Below are 24,499 nucleotides of genomic sequence, written 5' to 3'. Positions count from 1 at the left end.
TGAGGACGGGCGCGCGTACACCAAGTCGATCACGGTGAGCGCGAAATACGTCGCGAGCGCGCAAGAGCTGCGGCAGACGATGACCAACCGCGTCGACGACGGGCTGTACTCCTCGGCCGTGCTGCGGCGGCCCGCGTATTCGATCGCCGTCCACGAGTTCGGGCACGCGCTGGAAGACGCCGGTGACAACGCGGCCAGGGGAGGGGCCGAGGACGAACTGCTCTACCACTACATGGACAACCATCCGGACAACCGGACGATGGACGGTTTCCTGGACTGGTTGCGCGGCAACCTCAGCGGCTACAGCTTGACCACCAGGGGACTCGACTCGTCGGAGGCGCTGGCCGAAGCGCTTGTGCAAGTGCAGGCCCACGGCCGCGACCAGGTGGCCGAGCCCGTCCGTATGCTGTACGACCGGTTGATCGATGCGATCGAGGGTGACGCGAGGCTGCTCGGCGCGCCGTTCGACGACTTGTGGTCGCGCCTGAGCCCGGCGGAGGTCGGGGAGAAGCTGCGAGACACCGTGCGGCGGATCACGGGCAACCCGGAATTCGAGGTTTCGGGCTTCGACCGGGCCGGTCTCAACGGCGAAGTGCTCCGGGAATACGCCCGCGCGATGGTCGATATGTTCGAGCGGTACCCGCGCGCGGATCTGCGCCGGATCGTCGTCGGTGACCTGCCGCGCGGCGTCTTCGCCGAAACGGGGCAAGTCATCGACCGCGGCAGTCTCCGGGTGCACGCCGACGACCTACGGATCAACGGGCACTATGCCGCGAGCGCGACGGAATTCCGGAAGGCCGTGGAGCAAGCCGTCGAATCCGGGTGGTTCCACCCGAGCGCCGCGCGCAGGCCGGTGTACGCGATGGCGGTGCACGAGTTCGGCCACGTTCTGGACTTCGCCGGCAGCGGTTACGCCCGGCGCAAACTCGATGCCGCGCTGCTGGATCACTACATGTCCGAGCAACTGGGCGAACCGACCACCGAGGGCTACCTGGCGTGGTTGAAAGACAATCTCAGCGGATACAGCTTGGACAAGTCCGGATTGCTCAACCCCGTGGAGGCTTTGGCCGAGGCGTTCGCCGCGGTGGAGTCGCGTGGCCGCGGCAGGGTCGGCGAACCCGTGCGTGTGGCCTACGACCTGCTGCGCGATGCGTTCCACCGCAGCGCGCGGCGCGGATGGTTCGGCCGGTTCGTCGACGGGCTCCGGCTCGAGCGGTTCATTTCCCGCAACGAGCCGAGCGGGCCGGAGCGGGATGCCGAAGGCCCGCAAGCCGCTGGTCGGCCCGCGATCCGGCTCGACCCGGAGCAGCCGGAGAACGAGGGCCGGTCCGGCGAGCCTGCCGCTCCGACGGACGGGGATGAGGCGGGATCGGCGCCGCGAGATCGGCTGGAGGAGGTCGGGCCCGGCGAAGTCGCTGCTCCGATGGTTGGTGGTGAGGCGGGATCGGCGCCGCGAGATCGGCTACAGGAGGCCCGGCCCGGCGAACTCGCTGATCCGACGGACGGGGCCGGGGCGGGATCGGCGCGACGCGATCGGCCGGATGCGCCGGTATCCGATGACGACGTGGCGCCCGGGGAATCCGCCGGGCATGACGACAGTCCGGGCAGGGAGCTGCTCGGCGCGCCGAGAGAAGACCTCGCCGCCTCCGGTCGTGACGACGCGCTCGATCTCGTGCGCCCGGACGAGGGCCAACCGGCCGGCTGGCAGCACCGGCCGATCGACGTGGCCGCAGCGGAGGTACGAGAAGTACTGGTGCGCAGCGAGATCGGGAGGCAGGCGCTGACGCGGCTGCGTGCCCTCGGCGCCGCGATCCGGTTCGAGGAACCCGGCGACGATCCCGGGCAGCCGGACCGGTTCGACGGGCGGACGATGGACGTGTTCATCGGCACCAGGGGGCGCGACCAGCTGGCACAGGCGGCGGCGGTGGTACGCGCCGCGGAACTGGCCGGGGCGGTCGCCGAGGGCAGGCTCGAGGTGGCCCCCGCCCGCGTCCGCGAGCTGGACCGGGCCGATCACGTCGCCGCGCGGGTGCGGGTGGAAGCCGAGGCCATCGGCCGGCAAGCCGAATTCCACCGCGAGATGCGCGAGGCCGGGTACGACCCGTACGGCGGACCTGTGCGGGATCTGGTCGATGCCGCGCAGCGTCGGGCGCTGGAATCCGCCTATCTGGCTGCCTTCGACCGGCCGGAGGGCCTGCCGCCGACGAACGACCCGGCGCGCCAAGCGATCCGGGACGCGGAAGCGGCCCGGTTGACCGCCCGACGAGACGCGGTGGCCGCGGCGGTCGACGCGGCGCGCGGCCTGCGTGCGGAGGCGGCGCGCGGCCTGGCAGACGAGGCGGGCCTGAATACCCCTGCCGCACTTGCTGATACGCTGGAGCGATTGCACGGCCGGACGATCCGTGTCGACCGGTCGGCCGCCTGGCGGGACCGTCTGTCGGAGCTGGAGCGGGCGGCGCTGCGGGTTATCGACCTCGAAGAGGTGCTGGCCGGAGCCGACACGCAGTCGCGTCATGTGCTCGACGTGGCTTCCCCGCCCCGTCCACCGGATACGGACCGCGAGCAAGGGCGTGCCGTGGACGAGGCACCGGCCGGAGTCGACACGCAGTCGCGTCATGTGCTCGACGTGGTTCCCCCACGTCACCCGGATTCGAGTGCGGACCGCGAGCGACGGCGGGCGGCGGGCGTGGACGAGCTGCTGGCCGATCCACGGTTCGACGCGCCGGAGGATCCCCGTCAGGGTGTGAGCGGCCGGCACGAGGCGGGCGAGGAATGGGACGCCGCGCAGCGCTCGCGCACAGCCGAGGGGACGGAGGAATATGTTCCCTCCGATCTCGGGACGTCTCGCGAACTGGACCGGCTGCGGTGGCGGGAGGCGGCGGCCAAGCGCGAGGTGACGCGCATCGAGGCCGACTGGGGTCGCGCCTTCCGGCGCCTGAAGGACGGATTCAACCTTCCCGACGACGAGATCCCGTCCACCCGCCGGGAAGTTCTCGATGTGCTGCGTGAGCGGTCGGAGCGCATCGACATATGGAACGGCACCGGCCACATCCTGTTGCTCGCGGAACTGACCGCGCAGCACACACGGGCGACGACGGAACAGGCCCGGCTCCTCGGCGAGATCACGGAGATCGTCCGCCGTGACCTGTCGAATCGGGCTGCCCGCTCCGGCGACGCACCGCCCACCGGCATCCGGGTACATCTCGACGAATCCGGTGTCCCGCGGGTTCTTCGCGACGTCGCCGACGCCCCCACCGCCGATATCGAGACGCCTACGCCTTACCGGACAGGCGAGGGGACGCACCCGCGGAGTCTCACCGAGCACGCGGGCGCCTTGCTCGACCGGGCACTGCGCGCACTCGGCACAAGCGATCAGGGCAAATGGGCGGCGGCGATGCTCGAGCGGCTCGGTGTGGACATCCGGTTCAGCACCGAGTCCGAGGCGAGCATCGTCCGTCTCGACAGCGGTCGTTACGGCTTGCGCCCGTCCGCGGGCTACGACCCGGTCACCCATTCCGTCGTGCTGGAGTCCGACGGCGGAGCCGAGCGGCATGCCGCGCAACTGCTGCGCACGGCGCGGCTGGCCGAGCAGGTGCATGAAGCCGCGGGCGAACCGCTCGCACGGCTGACCATGTCCCGCGACGAGTACGTCGACCTGATGCTGGATCGGATGGCCGAGGCGTACGCCCTGATGTACGCGGGCGACGCGGACTTCACCGGCAAGATCGATCCGAACCGGATCGGCGTCGACGACCTGGAACGCGCTTACGCCCAGGCGTACGACGACGCGCTGAAGTACGCCGAGAAGACGTACTGGAAGTCCGGCGTCGTGCGGTCCTACCCGCTCTACCACCGGGCCGCCTTCCGCGCCGGTGTGCGCGCCGTGCGCGAGCATCTGAACCACCTCGGGCCGATGGTCGACTGGCGCGGCTACGGCGACCACTTCGGGGCGGCATGGGACCGGGCGCACGGCATCGCCCCGACCGACCGGGTCACCGGTACCGAAGCACCGGCGCCGCGCGAGGATACTCGCGCCCGTGTCGCCGAGCGTGCCACGCATATCGCGCTGGAGCTCGAATCCCTGCGCATGCTGCGGGATCTGGGCGAGTACGTGCCGGTCGGCCCGGCCGAACGCGCCTACACCCAGGCGTACGACAAGGCGTACACCAAGGCCGACACGGCGCATCGCCGCAACCCGGAGGCGCCGCCACCGGAAGAGGCCGCCTACCGGGCGGGCCGCGAGGCCGTACGTCGCTATCTCGACCGGGTCGGCCTGGACCGGGCCGAAATCGCCCTCGACGTCGTCCGCGCCGCGGGCAACCACGGGGAGTCGCGTTGGGGGTATCCGAAACTGCCCGAGGACGGAATCGTGCCGGCCTCCGACGGTTCCGCCGACGGCACACCGCATGGCGAGAGCGGGCGCCACGACGACGCCGACCTCGCGCGACGTGTGCTCGATCGAGAATTCGACGGCGAGCCGCACCCCGAGCGACTCACCGACCGCGTCGCACGGTATCCGGCCGATTCGGAACCTGGCAGACGGCCGCGCCTGGTGGTCGTCGCCGAGCCCGGTCACCATGTCGACGCCCTGCGCGAACTGGCCGCGAGCCATCCGGATCTCGCCGATGTGCTCTGGGACCGGTCGCACTTCCTCGACTACCGGAACGCGGTGCGCGGGGCAGGCGGCCTTCCGGCCATGCACCACATCACGGTGACCGAAGCAGAGGGGCAGTACCGCCACCCGAGCACGGACGAGGCGCGTACGCAGATGCTGGCGCACTATCTGCGCTACCGGGCAGAGGGCCGGACCCGGCTCGGCTTCGACGAGTGGCTGAAACAGCTCGGTCCGCACGCGTTCTATACCGCCGAGGACGCCCAGCAGGCCCGGGGTACCCGCCGCCAGGGCAGGCATGTCCCGGGCAGGCTGGTCGAGAACTTCCACGAAGCGGGGCACCGCGCGGCGGCCGACGCCGACCCGCCGCTGACGCCGCCGCACCCGGCCGAGGTCGCCCACCGGTTGTACACCCGCCGGATTCCGCTGCCGGGCGATCCCGGAATCCACCGCCCCGCGCATCACCAGCTGGAGATCCTGCACGTCGGGGCGACCGATCTGAGCATCCACCTGGAACCCGACGGCAACGGCGGTTGGCGCGTGCCCGCACCGGTGTCGACCCGATCGACCTCGGACGTTCTGGCCACACATCTGCAAGGACTGGCCGCGCCGGATCGGAAGAAGCTGGTCGCGCGGATCGTCGAGCTGCTCAGCGACGGCACGGCCGATCTGGCCGATCGCGGTCAACCGCGCAGCAGGTGGGGGCGGTTCATCGATCGGCTCACCCCGGGCAGGCCGGGCACGCCGGAGGGCGATCGGCCCGGCGGCCATGATCGGTCCACCGACGACGGCGACCATCCGCGTGTCGAACGGGATCGGATGGTGGACGACTCCGCACGCGAGGCACGTCCGCCCGAGGAATTCGCCCCGGATCTGCCCGATTCGGACGTGCTCGGTGTCCAGGGCGAGGACGAGTGGTCGCGGCTGAGTCCGCACGAGGTGGGCGAGCTGCTCCAGGACCGACTGCGCGAGGCGATGGACAACCCGCAGTTCGAGGTGTTCGGCTTCGACCTGCCCGGCCTGGCTCCGGAGGTGGTGCGGGAATACGCCAGGGCCGTGGTCGACGTGTACGGCCGGTTCCCGCACGTCGACCTGCGCGGGGTCGGCATCGGCGATCTGAGGCGGGGCGAGCTCGGGTGGGCCGACGGTCAGATCGACGAGGTCACCAAGACCGTCTTCACCAGAGCGATCGTTCTGAGTTACGAGCATGCGACGAGCGCGCGGGGCTTCCGCGCGGCGGTGTACAACGCCGTGGGCAACGACCAGATCAAGCCGATGATGCTGCGGCGGCCGGTGTACGCCGTCGCGGTGCACGAATACGGTCACGCCCTCGATCACGCGGGCGGTCTCGCCGCACGGATGCGGGCGGAGCGTCATCTGCTCGACTTGGCCGCCGAGGATCCCGACGCCGACTTCGGCCAGTGGTTACGGGAACTCAGCGGATACAGTCTCGACGACGATGGCTTGCTGAACGATCACGAGGCGGTGGCCGAAGCTTTCGCCGAGGTCGTCCTGCGCGACGCGTACGGCGATCTGGGTCCGGCGGGCAAGCCCGTGCGCGCGCTGCACGACCTGCTGCTGCACCACGCGGAGCACCCGGCCGGGCCGGGCCGCGACGTCGGCGCGCCGACGAAGGACCGTCTGCTGCTGGACACTCCCGGCGACCAGGTCCGTGACCTGCTGCGGCAGACGGACTTCGGCAGACAGGTCCTGGCGAGCCTGGACAACGGCCCGATCCGCACCCGCTTCGAAGACACCGCGCCGGACGGGCGGACCGGCGAGTTCCGGCGCCGGGAACTGGCGGCGCTGGCCTTCACCTCGGGCAACTCGCACGTGCGGCAGGCCTTGACGCTGGCCCACGAATCGCTGCACGCACAGCGTCATCTGCAGCGCACCACGCCGAATACCCCCGAGCGCATCCGCGCGATGTCGCGGGAGGAATTCGTCGACGCGATGGTCGACGAGGAAGCCGCCGCCACCGGCAGGCACTTCCGGCTCGCGGCGGAATTGCGGTCGCTCGGCTACGAGATCGCGGAGCATCCCCTCGAGCGGCACTATCGCGAGGCGTTCGACGAGGAGATGGCCGACCGGCGCTGGGACAACGCGGGGACGCGCGCCGAGGCCCATGACCGCGGCGTCGCGGCGCTGCGCGAGCCGCTCGGCCGGACCGAATGGAACAACGGGCAGAACTACGCCGACTACTACGGAAACATCTGGGACGAGGCGCATACCGGCCGCGACGGTGCGTCCGTCGCGGGCAGCCATCATCCGTTCTCACCGGTCACCGCGGACGAGCTGTGGCAGGGCGCGCTGAACCGGCAGGACGCCAGGTTGCGGGCGCAGGAGGCCGCCGCGGAGTTCGCCCGCCGGGCCGAGGCGGTCTTCGGCGCCCGCGACGTCTCGCGTTCGGAGATCGAGCGGGCGCTGCGGGAGGCCGAGGCGGCTTCGGATGCCGCTACCCGGGCCGGCGATGGCGCGGAGCTGCGGCGTCGGCAGCACGATCTGCGCGTCCTCGCCGACTCGGCGGATCTGCGGGATCAGGCCGCGACCCGGCTCGAGGGACAGCGGCGCAGTCTGTCCGCGCCGGCCGCGCGCGGGGTGCTCGGTGCGGCCGTCCGCGGCGAGCCGGGCGCGCGGGTGCTCACCGATCACGTCGCGCATATTCCGGGCGAGCCGGACCGGCTGGTGATCGCCGCGGAAGCGGGTGACCATCAACGGGTCATGCGGGAGGCCGGACGCGACCCGTTCGTGGCCGCGCTCCTCGGTCGCGACGGCGTCGAGCGCCGATTCCTCGAGCTGGAGATCGACGACTTCGGCCGGGTGCGGGTCCGAGCGGCCGATGAGCCGGAGCGCATCGCGCCCAGCGACCCGATCGGCGAGGCCACCCTGCGCGACCTGGCCGGGACGGCGGCGGCGGAGCGGACCGCACGCTTGCGCGCGGAGTTGGCCCGGACCGAGATCGGCAGACAGATCGATCAGGCGCTCACCGAACACAAGGTGCGCATCGAGTACGAATCGGGAGCCACGGATCGCTACTATCCGGCGCGCCGGCGACTGGTGCTCGATCCCGGTCTGACCGACATCGAGCAGATGCTCGCGCTGGTGCGCGGCGGCACGCGCGCCGACCTGGCCCACGCGCCGGACATGCCGAACGCCGCTCGGGTACGGACCCGGTCGTCGCGCAGCGAGTACGTCGGCACGATGCTCGACCTGGAGACTGCGGCGCGCCTGCTGGAGTTCGCCGCCATCCGCGAACTGCGCGCGGCGCGGCACGACATACCCGAAACCGAACTCGAACGGGTGTACATCGAGGCGTACGACGCCGCGCACGCGGCCGCCGAAGCGGCCGAGCCGAATGCCTGGCCGGAGGACCATCAGGATCGGGCGCGCGAGGCCGCGTTCGAGGCGCTGCGCCCGTTGATCGACACCCAGCCCGCAGGCCCGGACCAGACCTACGCCGATTTCTACGGTTCCGCCTGGGACGCCGCGCACGGTGCGCGCTCGTTCGACCAGGTGGTGGCGGAGGCGCTGGACTCCGGCGAAGTCGGGGCGATCGTGCTGCGCGAAGGCGATTCGGCGCACAGCGCCCGGCGAGTGGAGCTGGTCCGGTTCGGCAACGGGGCCGAGCTGATCCGCAAGGTTGTGGTCAACCCGCGGCACGCCGTCGCCGAGGTGCTCACCGGCGTGCTCGGCCGCGCCATCGACGCCCCGGTGCCGGAGTCGGTGCTGCACGCGTCCACCGTCGTCTACCAGCAGGTGATGCCGGGTGAACCGGCCGGAGACCGGCATCGCGACTTCGCCGATCCGCACGAACTCGGGTACGCCGAGTCGCTTCCCGGCCGCGCCCTCGGTCTGCTGGACACGCTCGTCCGCCTCCCGGATCGGGATCGTCTCGGCTGGCTCGCCGGGCCGGACCGTCAGCTCGCCGGTATCGACCACAGCCGTGCGTTCGAGAACAGCGCCGAGGCGCGAGGCGCCGTGAGCCCGTTCGCCGAGGGATTCCTCGGCCGCGACGACGCCGGAACCGTCCGCTACCACGACAACGCGCTGACCCGCGCGGCCATCGACATCCTCACCGAGCGCATCGCCGCGGTGCGGCCGGAGTTCGAGCGCTACGGCCGCACCGCATGGCACGACCTGGTCATGGAACGGCTGGCGCGGGTGCGCGAGCACGCGCGCGACATCGCCCCCGTGCCATCGCCGTCGGACGACACCACGCCTCCCGGCAGCGGTGATCACACCGTGGGCCGTGAGTACAACAAGGTCTACTTCTTGCGCGGCCCGGACGATTTCGGCATCAACGCCACCGTCGACGGCGAGGGTGTGCTGCGCTTGCGCATGCACCCGGCGACCGATCCGGCCGAAGGCGCCACCATGTTCCGCGACGCGATGGACGAACTCGGGCACCTGGTGACCGAGATCCGCGGTGCGTGGCACCGGCAAGGCGATCCCGGCACCGACGGGCCGGAGCTGTACCGGACGCCCGAGGAAGCGGTGCGCGACACCCTCCTCGGCGAACTCGCCGCCGAGCACGGCTTCACCGAAGTACGTGTGGAGGCGGGCGAACTCGGTGGGAACCCGGCGCCCACAGTGCGTTTCACCGAGCCCGAGTTCGCCGGTGCGGATCCGAGCCCGGCGCCGGACGACAGCGAATCGCCGCGGACCGGCGACGACGACCAGCACGAGCCGACCGCGGAGAAGGCGGCGGACCGGGACCGGCCGGAGCGCACGGATACCGACGTCCGCAGCGAAGACCTGTGGCAGCTGGCTCGGATCGACACCGGCGCGACCGAGGTGTGGCAGCTGCTCGAACAGTCCGCCATCGGGCGCGAGGCGGCGGAAGTGCTTCGCGCGGAGGGCGCCCGAGTGCGCTTCGCCGACCTCGGCGACTCGATCGGCGAGGCCGATGCCTTCGACCGCCGCACCATGGACATCCTGATCGACACCCACGACCGCGGGCAGGCCGAGCTGGCGAGCGAGCTGGTGCGGCTGGCCGCGCTGACCGAGGCGATCCGCGCCGGGCAGGTGGAGGTCACGCCCTCCCGGATCAGGGGCATGACGCGTGCGGAATACGTCGCGGCACAGTTGCGCGCCGATGCCGTGGCGACCGGCAGGCAGGCGGAATTCCTCCGTCAGCTGGAGGACGCCGGATATCCGGGACGACCGACCGCACTCGCGCCGGTCGAGGTCGCCTATCAGCGCGCGGTGCGCCGGCAGTACCTCGACGCCTATGACGCGGCGGTGGTCAGGGCGGCAGAGACCGACCCCGCAATGGACGCAGGGCGGCTGCGGGAGCTCGGACGAGCGGCGGGCGTCGACGCGCTGCTCGCGGGTGACTTGTTCGACGCACCGTGGTCTGCCCAGGAGAGCGCCGGCGCGCGCAGTGCGCACGGCCGTGACTGGGACGCCGCTCAGCAGCACGATCGCGCGACCGACGAGTATCGTCCGGCCACCGCGGAGGCCGCTCGCGACACACAGCGACTCGTGCGCAGGCACGCGGCTCACACCAGGGAGATCGGCCGCGTCGAGGCCCTGTGGGATGAGCTGGTGGGCAAGCTCGACGGATTCGATCCCGAGCGCAACGTGCTCGACCGGCATGCGTTCGCCCAGGATCGGCCAGCGGTGCTCACCCACTTGCGCGACCTGGCCCGCTTGCGCGGTGAACTGGGCGACGAGCCGTCGTCGTTCGACGCCCAGGTGCGGGTGCTGAGCGAACTCGCCGCCGATCGCGGGCGCGCGGTCGCGGCGCGGGACGGGGTGGCCCTCGAACTCGCGGCGCGCGTCGGGCACGACCTGATGGACCGGCAGGTCCGCGAGGCCGGTGGCAGCTGGCTCTCCGAACGGGTGGCGTGGCTGCCCGGATCGCCACCGAGGGTGTTCGTCGTGGAGACCGGCGACCGGTTCACCCCGGTGACCGGGGATGAAGCCCCCGACATGTCGCTGCGGCACACGGTGGTGGTCGAGGACGTCGTCGCCGACCGGGTGTGGGTGGACGTCGACGACTCCGGCGCGGTGCGTCTGCGACACGAGCAGACCGATCCGTACTCCGTCTGGTCCGAGGACGACGGCCACTGGATGCGCGAGCGGAATCCCGGGCAGCTCGACGCGGAGCGTGCACCGGACCGTCCCGCGGCGGAGGAGCCGACGCGGGCGAACCAGGTTACCGACCGGATCGACCGCGTGCTGCGCGAGCTGGACGGCGACAACCTCCGCGTGTACACGAACATGCGCGGCGACCGGGTGCGCGGCGACGGCAATTCCGTCGGGCGGTGGGCGATGAGCACCATCGATCGGCTCGGCGTCGATGTCCGGTTCACCTTCGACGACCCACCGGCTGCCCGCGGGGGCAGGCAGCTGCTGCGATCCGACACCGGTTACGTCCCATCCGCCGACAGCATTGTGCTGCATTTGAATTCGTCGACGCTCGAGCTCGCCGAAGCATGGGTGCACGCCGCCGCCATGGCCGAGCAGACGCGGGCGGGTGACGGACCGCTGGAGCGACTCACGCTCTCGCGCGACGAGTACGTCAGCGCGATGCTCGACCGTCAGGCCGAGGCGCACGCCAGGGCGTTCGAATTCACCCGCGTCCGCGAGGATCGCGCGGCATACCAGAGTGAGCGGGATCGCGGCGTCGACGAGCCGCGCACCGTCGAGCACGACGACCGGTTGCGCCAGGCATTCGACGAAGCGCGCAAGAAGGCACGCAAGATCGCCGCGCGGGCGTATCGCGGCAACGACTCGGTCCGGCCGTCGATGCTCGACGCCGCCGCCTTCCGGGCCGCGGTGCGGGAGGTGCGCGCCGCGCTGGTCGAGCGAGGACCGCTGATCGACGGCGTCGACTACGCCACCCACTACGCCGCGGCATGGGACCGGGCCAACGGGTTCACCGCCGCCGACTTGGACCACGCCCCCAACCCGCACAAGGCGGACTCGCCCGAGCTGCGGCGGATGCGCACCGGCGACTTCGCGGTCGAGATCGAAACCCTGCGGGTGCTGCGGGAATCGGGACGTTTCGTCCCGGTCGGGCCTGCCGAGACCGCCTACACCCAGGCTTACGACCGGGCATACCGGAAAGCGTCGCGCACCGACGACGGCGGGTCACCCGAGCGTCGCGCGATGGATGCCGGCCTGGCCGCCCTGCGGAAGTATGTGGACAAGGTCGGCCTGCCCGAGGCCGAGATCGCGATGGAAGTCGCCCGCTCCGCCGCGGAGAACCAAGGCCGCTACCAGCCTTGGCCGATGGCCGGCGATCCGGCGCCCATCCGGAACGCACCCGCCGAGTTCGACGACCTGGCGGCCGCTCGGCGTGTGGTGGGCGCCCTGCTCGACCGGGATCCCGCCGGTGTCCGCCTGACCGAACGCGTCGCGCTGTTCACCGGCGAGCGGGGCGAGCATCGGCTCGTCGTCGTCGCTCAGCGGGGCGGGCACGTCGACGCGTTGCGCGAGTTGGCGATACGGAATTCGGCATACGCCGACGTGCTGTGGAGCGGGACGCATCAGCTCGAATACCTGGCAGTCGAGGCGGGGGAGACGGATGGGTCCGTCCGCAGGCTGCATTCCGCGATAGCGGAGGGACCGTATCGCAAGCCGGACCGTCACGAGACGATGGAGCAGTTCCTGGCGCACTACCTGCGCTATCGGTCGGCCGGCCGAACCGGCCTCGGCTTCGAGGCGTGGCTGCGCAGGCTCGGTCCGGAGATGTTCCACACCAAGAAGGACCAGCGGGCGGCGGACGCGCACGAGGCATACGAGGGCCGCGAGAACAAGGGCACGCTGCGCTACGACGCGCTGACGCACTTCCGCGCGGAGCCGGAGGCCGGTGAACCGCATCCGGCGGTGGTCGCCCACCGACTGGCCACCAGGCAGGTGCCGCTGCCCGATCCGGACAGCGGACCGCGCGTGTCCTGGCCGCGGACCACATCGGGCAGGATCGAGATCGCCGATTACACCTTCGGCATCGTGCTGGAGGCCGATGGCAACGGCGGGTGGCGCGTGCCCGCTCCCACCGGCGACGGCGGGCTCGACGACGCGTTGGCCATGCTGTTCCAGGGCATGTCCGACACCAGTGTGAAGAAGCTGGAGAAGCGGATCGCCCAGCTGCTCGACGACGGTGGAGCCGATCTGATCCGGCGCGAACCACGGGGCCCGTTGCGGCGGATGGCCGACCGGTTGTCCCTCGGGTCGCGCAACGGCCGCGACGAGGCACCGCGCGCGATCGATGCGGGCGACGCCGAACACAACCCGCCGCAATTCGATCCGCCCCGTCCCCCCGACCCCGGCGAAGGCCGCCGCGCCGAGGCCGATCGGCGGCAGGCGGTGCTGGACCGGCTGGCCGCGGAGAACCGGGCCGCGGTGCGCGAACGCTCCGCCGCCCGCGCGGCGGGCGATCCGGAGCGGCTCGCGAAAGCAGAGGAGCGGGTCGAGCGCTTGGACCGGGCGATGGCGGCCGCCCTCGAACGCGACGCGTTGCTGCGCGCCGATGCCCGACCGGTCACCGATCGCGTCGGCATACTCGCGGGCGAGCCCCCGATGGTGCTGGTGGTGAATCTCGGCGGCACGGATTCCGCTCGCGCGCTGGCCGATGCCGCCGCACGGTATCCGGAGGTCGCGGAGGCGCTACACCGGGGCGCGCGGCCGCGTGAGTTGCGGGTCGACACGGACGGCACCATCGAGGTCGTTCCGATCGCCTCGCGGGCGGATACGGCCGCCACCGGGGAGTCGGAGCACACCGCAGCTGGTACCGGGGAGTCGGAGCACACCGCAGCTGGTACCGGGGAGTGGGAGCACACCGCAGCCGCCACCGGGGAGTCGGAGCAGGCCGTAGCCGGTACTGGGGAGTGGGAGCAGGCCGCAGTCGGTACCGGGGGGCCTGAGCACACCGCGGCCGGGCGGCGGCCCGAGGTCCCGGCCGAACCGGGTGACCCCGATACCGCGCAGCCCGCCTCCGGCGACGGCGGTGCCGAAAAGCCGCCCGCCGCGCCTCCTTCGGCGGATGAACCCGGCGAAGAACCAGGGCCACGGTCGGACTGGTACTTCCAGATGCGGATCGAGCAGGCCGACTGGGAAGCGGATATGGCCGCCGACCACGCCGCCTGGTTGCGCGGGCCGGCCGACACGCGCCCGGACGACCACTGGTCGCGATTGCGCGCCGAACAGGCCGAATGGAACGCCCGTATGGCCGCCGACCGCGCGGCCTGGCTGCGACTGGAGCAGGCGGAGAACGAAGCCTGGTCGGCCGCCTTCGAGGCGGATCGGTTGCGGCGCGCCGCCGCGGCCGACCCGGACGATCCCTGGGCCGAACTGCGCGCCGAACAGGCGGAATGGAACGCCCGGATGGCGGAGGACCGGGCGCAATGGTTGCGCAGGCTCTACTCGCCGTTAGGTACTGCACCGCAGACGGGTCCGGGCTCGGGCGCACTGGACTCGACGCGACCCGACCCCACGCCATCGGCCGACTCGGCTTCCGCCACAACGGATCCGGGTTCCATGCGGCGCGGGACGGATGAACCGACCGACGGAGGCACCGGATTCCAGGACCCACGCGACCGGATGTCCGCCGAGACCCGTGCGGAATACAACCGGCTCGCCACGGAACTCGAGCAGGCGCTGGCCCGGCGAGACGAATTGCGTCAGCGGCGTGACGATCTCGCGGGGCGGCTGCCGATCGATGACGCCGACGACTGGGCGGCCCTGCGACCCGGACCGGACGGCCTGGACCGGGCGCTGGAGGCACTGCGCGGGCGGACCATGCCGGTCACCGAGATGCCCGAACAGCTCGCCCGGATCGATGAGCTGGAACAGGCCGCGCGGGACTTCGCCGTCGCCGACGCCGAGGCCGCCCGTCTCGAGACGGAATCGGCGAACCTCGAACTCTCCACCACCCCGCTGGGCGAATACGACCGGCTCGTCCAGCAGCGTCAGAAGCTCACCCGCGAACGCGAGTTCTGGCGGGCCAAGCGCGACGACCGGGTCGCGCGCTGCGACTTCTGGGGCGGCAACGTCCGCTTGGACGAGTCGGCGCTGCGCGGGGAACAGTTGGAGGCCACCGTCCTTCGGCTGTACGAGGCAGCGAACGTCCGGACGATCGATGACGTCGGCGGCCTCGACGATGCGCCGCACACCGACCGGGTCGCGCCGGAGCCGCTGGAACTCGAGCATCGCAGGCGGGTGATCGAGAAGCTGGCTGCGGCCGCCGAGGAGGTCAACCTGCTCGATGAGCGGATAGAGCAGGTGGACCGGCGGATCGATGAGTTGCGCAGGGCAGGCGTCGGAGTGGAACGGTCCCGTCCGCAGGATGTGATCGACGCGCTGGAAGAGCTGGCCCAGCGCCGGGCCGATGCGTTGCGAGAGGTCAAGCCGCTGCGGCACGAGCGCGACGAACTCGCCGCCCGCCTCGGCCTGTCGGACTCCGACGGACGAGCCGATCAGGCGGCCTGCGAGCCGGACCGGCTCGAGCGGACCGTGGCCGACCTGCGCGCGGCGGTCCGGGACGGGCGCGCCGACGGCACGCTCTCCGGTGAAGAGGCCGCGGCTCGCCGCCGGGACATCGACGCACTCGACGCCGTCGCGCGGGAAGTGAACGAGGCGCACAACGCGATCGGCCGCATCCAGGACGAGATGGCGAGGGTGGCGGGCGTTTACCGCGACCTCGTCGAAGGCATCGGTGGCCGGATGGTGACCGACCGAGTCGGCATCATCGACGGCGAGCGACCGCGCATCATCGTCTTCGGTCCCCGGCCCGACCCCGCCGCACCGCGCGCAGACCACGACGCGGCTCTGACCGAGGCCCTGCGCCGCAGTTCCGATGTGGCACAGGCGATCGTGCGCCCGGAGACCGCGGTCGACTACCGGCGGGTGCTCGCCGACCGCGCGGACAACGTGCGGGTGGAGGACATCGACCCGCCCGAGATCGAACGGTTGAGCACCGGCTGGATCGGCGGTCGCCGCCTGGACATCACCTCGTGGCGCGACGCGGACGGCGTCTGGCACCGCGTCGACCCGACCCGTCCGGACTGGGAGTTCGGGCGCGATCGCGGCGAGCTGCCCAAGAAGTACTCGCCGAAGGAACTGCCGGACGGTGTCAGCGGGTGGGCGATGGAGGACGTCGTCAACGACATCGCGCTGCCGACCGACGACGTCCCGGCGGGCATGATCCCGGAAAGCACCCTTCCGGTGCACATGCCGCAGGCGCCTTCGCGGTACGACACCTCGGGCGTCGACCCGGACGATGTCTTCACCCAGCACTGGGGCGGGGATTCCTACAACGTGGTCCGTCTGCTGCTGATGGCGGCGCAGGTGCCGAAGCATCCGGCCGTGAAGGCGTGGATCCAGCGTCATCCGGAGATCGGCGAGTGGGTGCAGGCGCGGCCCTGGCTGCGGCACGTGCCGCCGTTCGGCACGGTGTTCCGCAACTACGAGTGGTTCGCCCCGCCGCAGCGCAACATCCAGCCGATGCACCGGCCGTGGAATACGGCCGACCACGTGCCGCCGGGCGACCGGGTCGACATCCCGGAGGGACTGCAGCGCGAATGGGACCGCGACATCGCGGCCTGGCAGCGAGTCCAGGACTGGGCGAACGCGGAGTACCAGCGGTTCCTCGCCGACGACACCGATCTCGACCGCATCGCCGAAGGCCTCGAACGGCATCGGCGCGCCGAGCAGCAGGCGCGGGCCCGCGAGGTGGTGGACGTCGTCACGCGACAGCTGGTCCAGCGACAGCCGGGCATCGACCCGCTGGGCGACGTCGAGGCCCAGCTCAGCCGCATCCACGACGAGATCGACCGGGTCGCGGGCGAACTCGCGGACCGTTTCGCCGAGGCGGACCCCGAGGCGATCCGCGACACGGTCGAAGACGTCCGCGAACTGCTCGCGGGCGGTGGCGCTCCGGAACGCATCGCGGCCGCGCTCGCCGAGCACATGCGCGACGATGTGCCCGCGCTCACCCGCGAGGATCTGGCGCGGATCAAAAACCACCTGATGGTCGACGAGCATCGGGTACGCGACCACAGCGACCCGCACGGCCGGTACGTGCACACGCGGATGGATCGTCTCGCCGATGTCGCCGAGGCATGGAACCGCCTGATCGGCGAAGCACCGCAGCCGCAGGACTTCGTGCTGCTCCGGGACATGCTGGCCGAGGCGCGGTTCCTCGATGCCAACCCCGGGGCGAGCTGGCAGCAGGCCAACGCCCACGCGATCGGCCTCGGCTTCCACTGGGATGCCGACCGGCCGCCGCTGACCGGATGGCGCGCGGGCATCGCGTACGCTCCGGCTCCGCTTCCACCGAACCCGGGCTACCTGCCCCCCGCTGCGGGCGTCGTGGATGCGACGCCGCCACGGCCCGGAGGCCCGGCCGGTGCCGGCGACCGCCGCCCGCCGGCCGGGGAGCAGTCGCCCCCGCAGGAGTCCGAGCCTCCGGCGCCGGAGCCCGGTGCCGACGGCGGTGGGCAGAAGCCCCCGGCGAACCCACCGGACGTCACGCGTCAGGGCGAGCCCGACGAGCCAGGTGACGGTAGACAGGGTGTGCCGGAGTCGCGAGTCGAGCGCGCCGAGGGTGAGCCGGCTGCGACGACGAGCGTCGCACGTCCGGGCGAATCGCGCGACGGCGGGCAAGTTGTGGCTGAGCGGGACGACGCGCACCGAGCGCTCGCCGAACTCGACGAAATGCACCGTCGAATCGACCAGCAGCTCGATGACCTGCTGCGCCGCGTGAGTACGGATCTGGATCGGATGGAGCAGCGCGCCCTCGACCGCTTGGCCGAAATCGAAGCCGAGATCGCCGAACGGTTCGACGATCTGTCCGCACGACTGGGCACCGACCAGGGCGCACGCGCGGACGAAGCGCCGCCGCTGGAACCGCCCGCGATTCGCACCCAGCCGGAGAACTCGGCCGAGGCGGCGCTCGAGCGCATCCGCGCGGAATTCGACGACGCGGCCCGCCGCACCGACCAGCAGTTCGACGCACTGCTGCGCGACACGCTCGCGCAGCTCGACGCGATCGCAATAGACCTCGATCAGCACTTCGACGCCGCCGTCGCCCGGCTCGCCGCCGGGCAGGACGACGCCGCGCACGTTGCTCCCGAAACCCAGGCACTGGACGAGTTGCACACGCGACTGTCGGCCGAACTGGACGAGATCCACCGCCGCGCCATGGACCGGCTCACCGAACTCGAACACGGACTGGACGGATCCACCCTCGACGTGGTCGATCCGAACGCACAGCCCGCTGCTTCCCCGCCCGCGACCGGGAAACCCGCTCAGCGAGAACCTGTTTCGCCTGCGATCGAAGACGACCTCGCGCAGCCCGCCCGATCTGCCGAAGGCGCCTCGCCCTCCACGGAGGACCACAGCGGTGACACGGTCTCGGGTGCGGCGGATGTCGACGCCGGGGAATCGGCGCGTGCCGGTGCCGAACGGGAACGCTCGGCCGCCCAACCGGATGATGTGGCGGATTCGCAGGCCGGAGGCGACACGGGTGGCGCCCCGCCGACTCCGCCCACGAACGCGCAGCCACCTACCGGCGGTCGACCGGAAAATGCCCGCCGCACGGGAAATCCGGTGAGAGATCTGGTCGAGTTCTTTCGGGAACAACGCGATTGGCCCAGCCAACGCGATGCAGGCCCGCTCACCGACGTCGAGGCCGGATACGTCCGCCGACTGGCCGAGGCGCTGGGTCTCGACGTGGCGTTCACCGGGCTGCGCGATCCGCTCGCGGCGCTGGCCGAACTCGCCGAACTCGCCGGAGCCCGCGGCTTCCTCGATGATGCGGATGGCCCCCGCATGCGCTTCCCGGACGACTTCGGGCCGCTCACCAGCGACGAACGCTACGGCGACGAACAGTTCTGGCTGTCGGAGGCGCACGAGGACGGACTGCGCGAAGTACGGGCCGACCTGCGCCGCGCGGGCCTGCCGGTCGAGGAACCGCGCCCACAGCAACTCCCCGCGCCGGCAGCGAGCCCGAGTCCCCTTCCACCCGCGGACCCCGGCGGCCGGGCCGCTTCCGCCGATACCGCTGGGCGAGCACCGGCCGAACTCGCTCGCCTGACCGCCCGAAAGGATGCGGCGGCAGAAGAATTGGCGGACGCACGAGGCGAACTCGCGGAGGCTCGGCGCGGTCTGCCGGTGAACGATGCGGATCTGACGCGGGGTGCGTTGGATGATGCGCTCGACGGTCTGCGTTCGCGCACGATGCGGGTCGAGGAGCAGCAGCCGTGGCAGGACCGGCTCACGGAGCTCGAGCACGCCGCCCGGCGCGTATTCGAGGCCGAAGCGGAAGTGGCCCGTCTGGATGTCGCCGTCGCGCAGGCAGCCGAGCGACTCTCGAACGACGCAGGCCGAGGGCGGGATTCGCACTTGGCGGACGGATCGGTCCGCGACGGACAGGAGCCTGCCGGTCCAGCGCCCCGCGCTCCGCGCCTCGCGCCGATCGTGGAGACCCGCGACCGGCTGGCGCGCCGTTTCGGCCTCGACGAGACCGACCTGTCGCCGGAGAATCTCGGCGCGACCATCGCCGATCTGCGCTACCGGAACCTGTTGCGGGCGGGCGCGGTCGAGGCGATGGCCGCGGCGGCCGAGCGGGCCCGCACCGTGGGCGACCCCGACTTGCGCGCGCAGGCGACCGCGACCCGTGACACCTGGGCGCGGCGGCTCCGCGTCGATCCCGCGGACCTGGATCGCGATCCGGACGGGACGGTGGCAGACGCCCGGGCCGCGGTGCGCCGCGAGGCGGAAGCCATCGCAGACCTCGCCGACGCCGTCCGAGCGGCGCGCGGGCAGACCGGCGCCGAGCCGGGCGAGACCCGCAGATACACCCTCGAGGTCGACGACGAGCGGGTGCCCGCGCGGCTGGTCCCCGACGAGAACGACCGGTGGCGGGTCGAGATACCCGAACGTCTCGACGCCCCCGAGCCGACGGCCACGACCGTGCCCGCACCACGGGAACCGGCGCGACCGAAGTCACGCCTACGCCGCCTGTGGGAGGCGTTGAACGCCGGATTCCGCGGCCAGAACCCGAAGTACCCGTCCGGCTCCGGCGTCGACAGCGCGGGCCAGTCGCTGCTGGCCCACGAAGCCGGGCTGCCGCTCACCAAGCACTACGATCCGACGCCCGCGCCAGGTGACGAATACGAGGTGTTGCAGACCAAATTCAGCCCGGTCCGCATCCTGAAGGAAGCCGTCACCATGTGGCGGAAACGGGAACTCGTTCCGCTGCTGAAGCGCCTGACCTCCCGGGTCGACAACCAGGCCGCCGAGTACGGCACACCGATCACCCGCGACGGGGAGGAGTACCGGTACTGGCTGGAGGAGGCCGATCCGGAGTTGGTGCGCCGGGAACTTGGGGTGGAACTCGACGAGCTGAAGCGACAGGCCGAGGCGCGGGACGCCCGCGCGCTCGCCGCGCCGGATACCAGGCCGGAGCTGACCGACGAGACGCCCGACACCATGCCGCACCCGTCCGAGCGGCCCGGCGAGGAGTTGCCTGCGGGCAGCGGTGAACTCGCGGACTGGCTGCGCGAGCTGTCGGAGGCGTCGGTCCGGCGGCAGGAACTGGCCGATGCCCTGGTGGCCGCGGCCGACGCCCTCGGTGTCGACCTCGGTGAGCCGACCGCCGAGAACGTCCGCCGGGCCGGCGATCTGCTGCGATACCAGCAGATCCGCCGGATCGGCGCGCTCACCGGACTCGCCGAGGCGTCCCGCCGGTACAACGCCGAAGACGGGCGGATTCCCTACAGCGACGAGGTCGGCTTCTTCGACGCCAACCCGATGAACCGCTTCCTGGGTGAGGTCGTGCGTGCCTTCGGCGGCAATCCCACCCTGCTGAACTGGGAAGGGGTCAACAACGGCGGCGAGCCGAGTCGCGAGTGGGGCGACCTCTACGACACCGACCAGCCGGGCCAGGATCAGGGACTGCGCGCGTTCTTCGAGAACGCGCTGCGCCGCGATCAGATCAACGACGAGCGCTCCGTGTGGGCGCAGTTGCTCGGCGCCGATCTGCGTGCGCTCGACGCGAATCAGCTGGCGGACACGCTCGCCGAGGAGATGGACCGCATCCGTGAGCACGCTCGCGGCCTGACCGGCTTCCTCGCCGACGCCAGGGAATTCCTGCTGGCCGACGCCGCGGCGGACGAGCTCACCGGCCTGATCGGTGACATGGCCGGGCGGGAGTGGGTGCTCGCGCGGGGCGGCGCACTGCTCGAGGACGGCACCGGGATCGGTTTGATCCCCGGCGTGCCCGGTGGGCCGATGCGGTTGGTGGTCGTGGACGGCAGGCTCGACCACGACCGTGTCATCGCCGACGCGCTCGCTGCGCACCCACGGCTCGCCGAGGCCGTCACCGAGGGCATCGTCGAGGTCCACTACTTGGTCACCGACGTGCAGCCGGGGCCGGAACGCATCGCGGTCGTCGACGCCGGGGAGACGCAGGTGCGTCATTTCGCCGGCGAGGTCGAGGGACGCAGACTCGAGGTGACCGTGGTGAACGACGGCGACGGCTGGCGCGTCGTGCCGGATGTTCCGGTGGAACCCGGCGCGCTCCCCGCCGCGCCGGAGGCGCCGGAACCGTTGTCTCGGGCGGAGATCGGCGCCACCATCGATGAACTGGCCGAGCGCCTCGGCATCACCGAAGCGGACCTTGCTTCGCCGGACCGGCTCGCCGAGCGGCTCGCGGTGCTGCGCGACGCGAACGCGATTCGCGCGGGCCAGATCGAGGCGATCATCGACTACGCGCGCACCGCCTGGGACATCGACACCTACCACCAGGTCGGCGACGCGCGGAATCTGCTGGCGCACCGGCTCGGCCTGGACGCTGCGCAGATGACACCGCAGCGCCTCGCCGAGACGCTCGCGGACCCGGAGATCCGTAACGCTCTGCGTCAGCAGCGGGCCGAGGCGCTGGTCAAGTATGCGAAGCTGCTGCGCGGCATGGACCAGGCCGCGATCGCTGCCGCCGACGACCGGCTGGTCCGCCGCCTCGACGCCTTGCCGGGAACGGTGCGGATCACCGGCGTTGCGCAGCTGGGCGAGGTGATCGCCAATCTGTCGCAGCGACCGAACCTGCACCCGGATCTGGTCGACGCGCTCACCGACTACGCAGACGCCCTCGCCGCCGTCGATGTGTTCGACCCGCGCGCCCACGGTGACCAGGCGATCGATCCCCGCGTATCGGATGTCGAGTTCCCGGTGCACGACAAAGCCGTCCGGCATCTGCTGGACGTCATCGGCGATGTCGCCCCCCTCACCGAGGCCCCCGGCCGCCTCGGCATGCTGGACGGCAGCACCGACCTTCCACCCGGCCCCGACCGCGGCACCGGCCGGGACTTCGCGCGCCTCGTCGGCGTCGACCTGACCGACGCGAGCCCCGAGCGGTGGGCCGAGGTCTACGAGGTCTACCGCGACGGCAAACTCGACCAGAACGAGCGACTGACTCCCGCCCAGCTCGCGCAGGTGCAGGCCGAACTGCGCGCCGAGGTCGTCCGGCGCACCGACGACATCGCAGCCCTCGGCGAGCTCGTCCGGCGCTCCGCTCGTGCCGACCTGGAACACTTGTCCGCCCAGCGGGTTACGGCGGCACGCGAGTTGGCGCACGCGCAGGCCGACCTCGCGGAGGCGCGCCGTGGGCTACCGGTCGACGATGCGGATCTGACGCGCGAGGCGTTGGAAGACGCGCTCGACGGTCTGCGTTCGCGCACGATGCGGGTGGATGAGCAGGGCCCCTGGCAGGCGCGGGTTGCGGAGCTGGAGCATTCCGCGCGGCGAGTGTTCGACGCCGAGGCGGAACTGAATCGGTTGGACGATGCTCTCGAACAGGCCGACAGAGCCGCCGAGCCGCCGAGCGCGCGACATTCGGATGCACCGGGCTCGGATAGCGATGCCGATGTATCGGCGCGAGTCGAGGCGGATGCCGAGCGGGCGCGGCTGTCCACGCAGCGGGATGCGGCGGAGCGCGAGTTGGCGGATGCGCGCGCCGGTTTGGTGAAGGCTCGGCGTGGTCTGCCGGTGAATGATGCGGATCTGACGCGAGATGCGTTGGATGACGCACTCGAGGGTCTGCGTAGTCGCACCATGCGAGTGGATGAGCAGGGCCCGTGGCAGGAGCGGATCGCGGGTCTCGAGCACGCCGCGCGGCGCGTATTCGATGCCGAAGATGAGGTCGCGCGGGTGGACGACGCCGTCACACAGGCCACCCGGGCGGTCGACCAGCCCTCGAACGACGGTGTGCACGAACCAGACCCTGCGGCTGAGGAGCCGGCGCGTGCCGAGCGAGATGCGGAGCGGGCGCGACAATCCGTTCAGCGGGATGCGGCGGCGCGAGCGCTGGCGGATGCGCGGGCCGATCTGGGGGCGGCTCGGCGTGGTCTGCCGGTGAATAATGCGGATCTGACGCGGGATGCGTTGGATGACGCACTCGAGGGTCTGCGTTCGCGCACGATGCGGGTGGATGAGCAGGGCCCGTGGCAGGAGCGGATCGCGGGTCTCGAGCACGCTGCCCGGCGTGTGTTCGAGGCGGAGGAGGAGTTCGCGCGGGTCGAAGACGCCGTGCGGCAAGCTGAGGGTGCCGTGCCTCGTTCTCCGGAGGGGGCGTCCGGTTCGCGGGCGACTCGCGGTGGCGGAGAACCGAATGCGGAGACGCCCCGTTCGAAGCGGGACGGTGGCGGGGATTCGTCGAACAGCGGTGCTCGCGGGCATCGCGACGGTGACGAGGAGCCGTCGGGCGGTGCACGCTCGAACCGTGGCGGTGATTCGGAACCGCCTACGGGTCCGTCGGCTGCCGGTCCGGCGCGATCCCGGCGGATGCCGCCGAACTGGGCCCTGCGCTCGCACATTCCGCATCCGCCGAAGGACTACGAGTTCGAGATGCCGGGCCCGTTCCTGAACGAGGTGGAACCGTGGCCGGTCCCGATGCCGCAGCCGGAACCACCGAAGCCGCCGAACCCGCAGCCGCCGGTGCCTCCGACCCCTCCCGTTCCGCCGTCGCCGCAGCCGCCGCAGCCGCCGGTTTCACCGGTGCCTCCGGTTCCGCCGTCGCCGTCGCCGTCGCCGTCGCCGTCGCTGCCGCAGCCACCGGCACCGCCAGGCCCACCGACGCCTCCGGTTCCGCCAGTGTCTCCGGTTCCGCCGCCACCGGTTACCCCGTTGACGCCGCCGCCGCCACCGGCACCGCCGGAGCCGCACACGCCGCTGGTTCCGCCGACGCCTCCAGAACCGCCCACGTCTCCGCCCCCACCCGGCTCGCCTACGCCTGGCCAGCCGACCCCGGTACCCCCGGTACCACTGCCCCCGTACCCGTCGACCCCGCCCTCGTACCCGTCGATGCCGTATCCGGGCCCCTCAGGTCCGCCGACGTCACCGGGTTGGCCGGGTCACCCGGACGTCCCCGGCGAGTCCGACGGCACGGTCCCGCCGGGTGTGCCCATGCCACCACCCGGCATGCCGATGCCTCCGGCGAACGGCGGCCGACCGACGAACAGCCGCGGCCCGCACGGCAACGGGCATCGCCGCCAGGATCGAGGCCTGTTCGTCCGCCCGTTCGCCGGCTTCGGCGTGCCCGCCGAGTTCGACCCGATCACCGGCGCGTTGCGCGCCAACCCGTCCGAGGCGGGCACGCACAGCGGCGTCTACGGTGAACTCGGCGGAGTTTCGGTGGTGTTCTATCGACACGAGGGCGGGCTCGGCCTGCGCGTCGGCGATCGCGCGGTGGATCTGGACGGGCCCGTCGGCGTCGAATGGGGCACGGTCGGGTGGCGGACCACCCGGTTCGCGGTGGTCGTCGGCGGTGCCGTCTTCTGCGAGCTGATATATCGCTCGGTGCCGGAGGAGATGGACATCGGCGCGTTGATCCGCGCCGTGGTCGCCGACCCCCAGCGCCGCACCGAGATCTTCGCCGGATGA

1 protein-coding gene (running past one end of the window) is annotated in these 24,499 nt (G+C 71.8%); it reads left to right on the top strand.

From position 1 onward, the window contains the following. Positions 1-24,499, top strand: partial view of a hypothetical protein gene (locus tag ACFU5M_RS04105; RefSeq protein WP_379043356.1) — the 3' portion only. 5,348 nt of this gene lie to the left of the window's left edge; 24,499 of the gene's 29,847 nt are visible here — the last part of the coding sequence; its start codon lies beyond the left edge, outside the window; the stop codon is at positions 24,497-24,499.

Origin of the sequence: Nocardia sp. NPDC057455, assembly GCF_042802775.1 — a bacterium.
Lineage (GTDB): Bacteria > Actinomycetota > Actinomycetes > Mycobacteriales > Mycobacteriaceae > Nocardia.
This window is presented reverse-complemented; position numbering and strand designations above follow the sequence as displayed.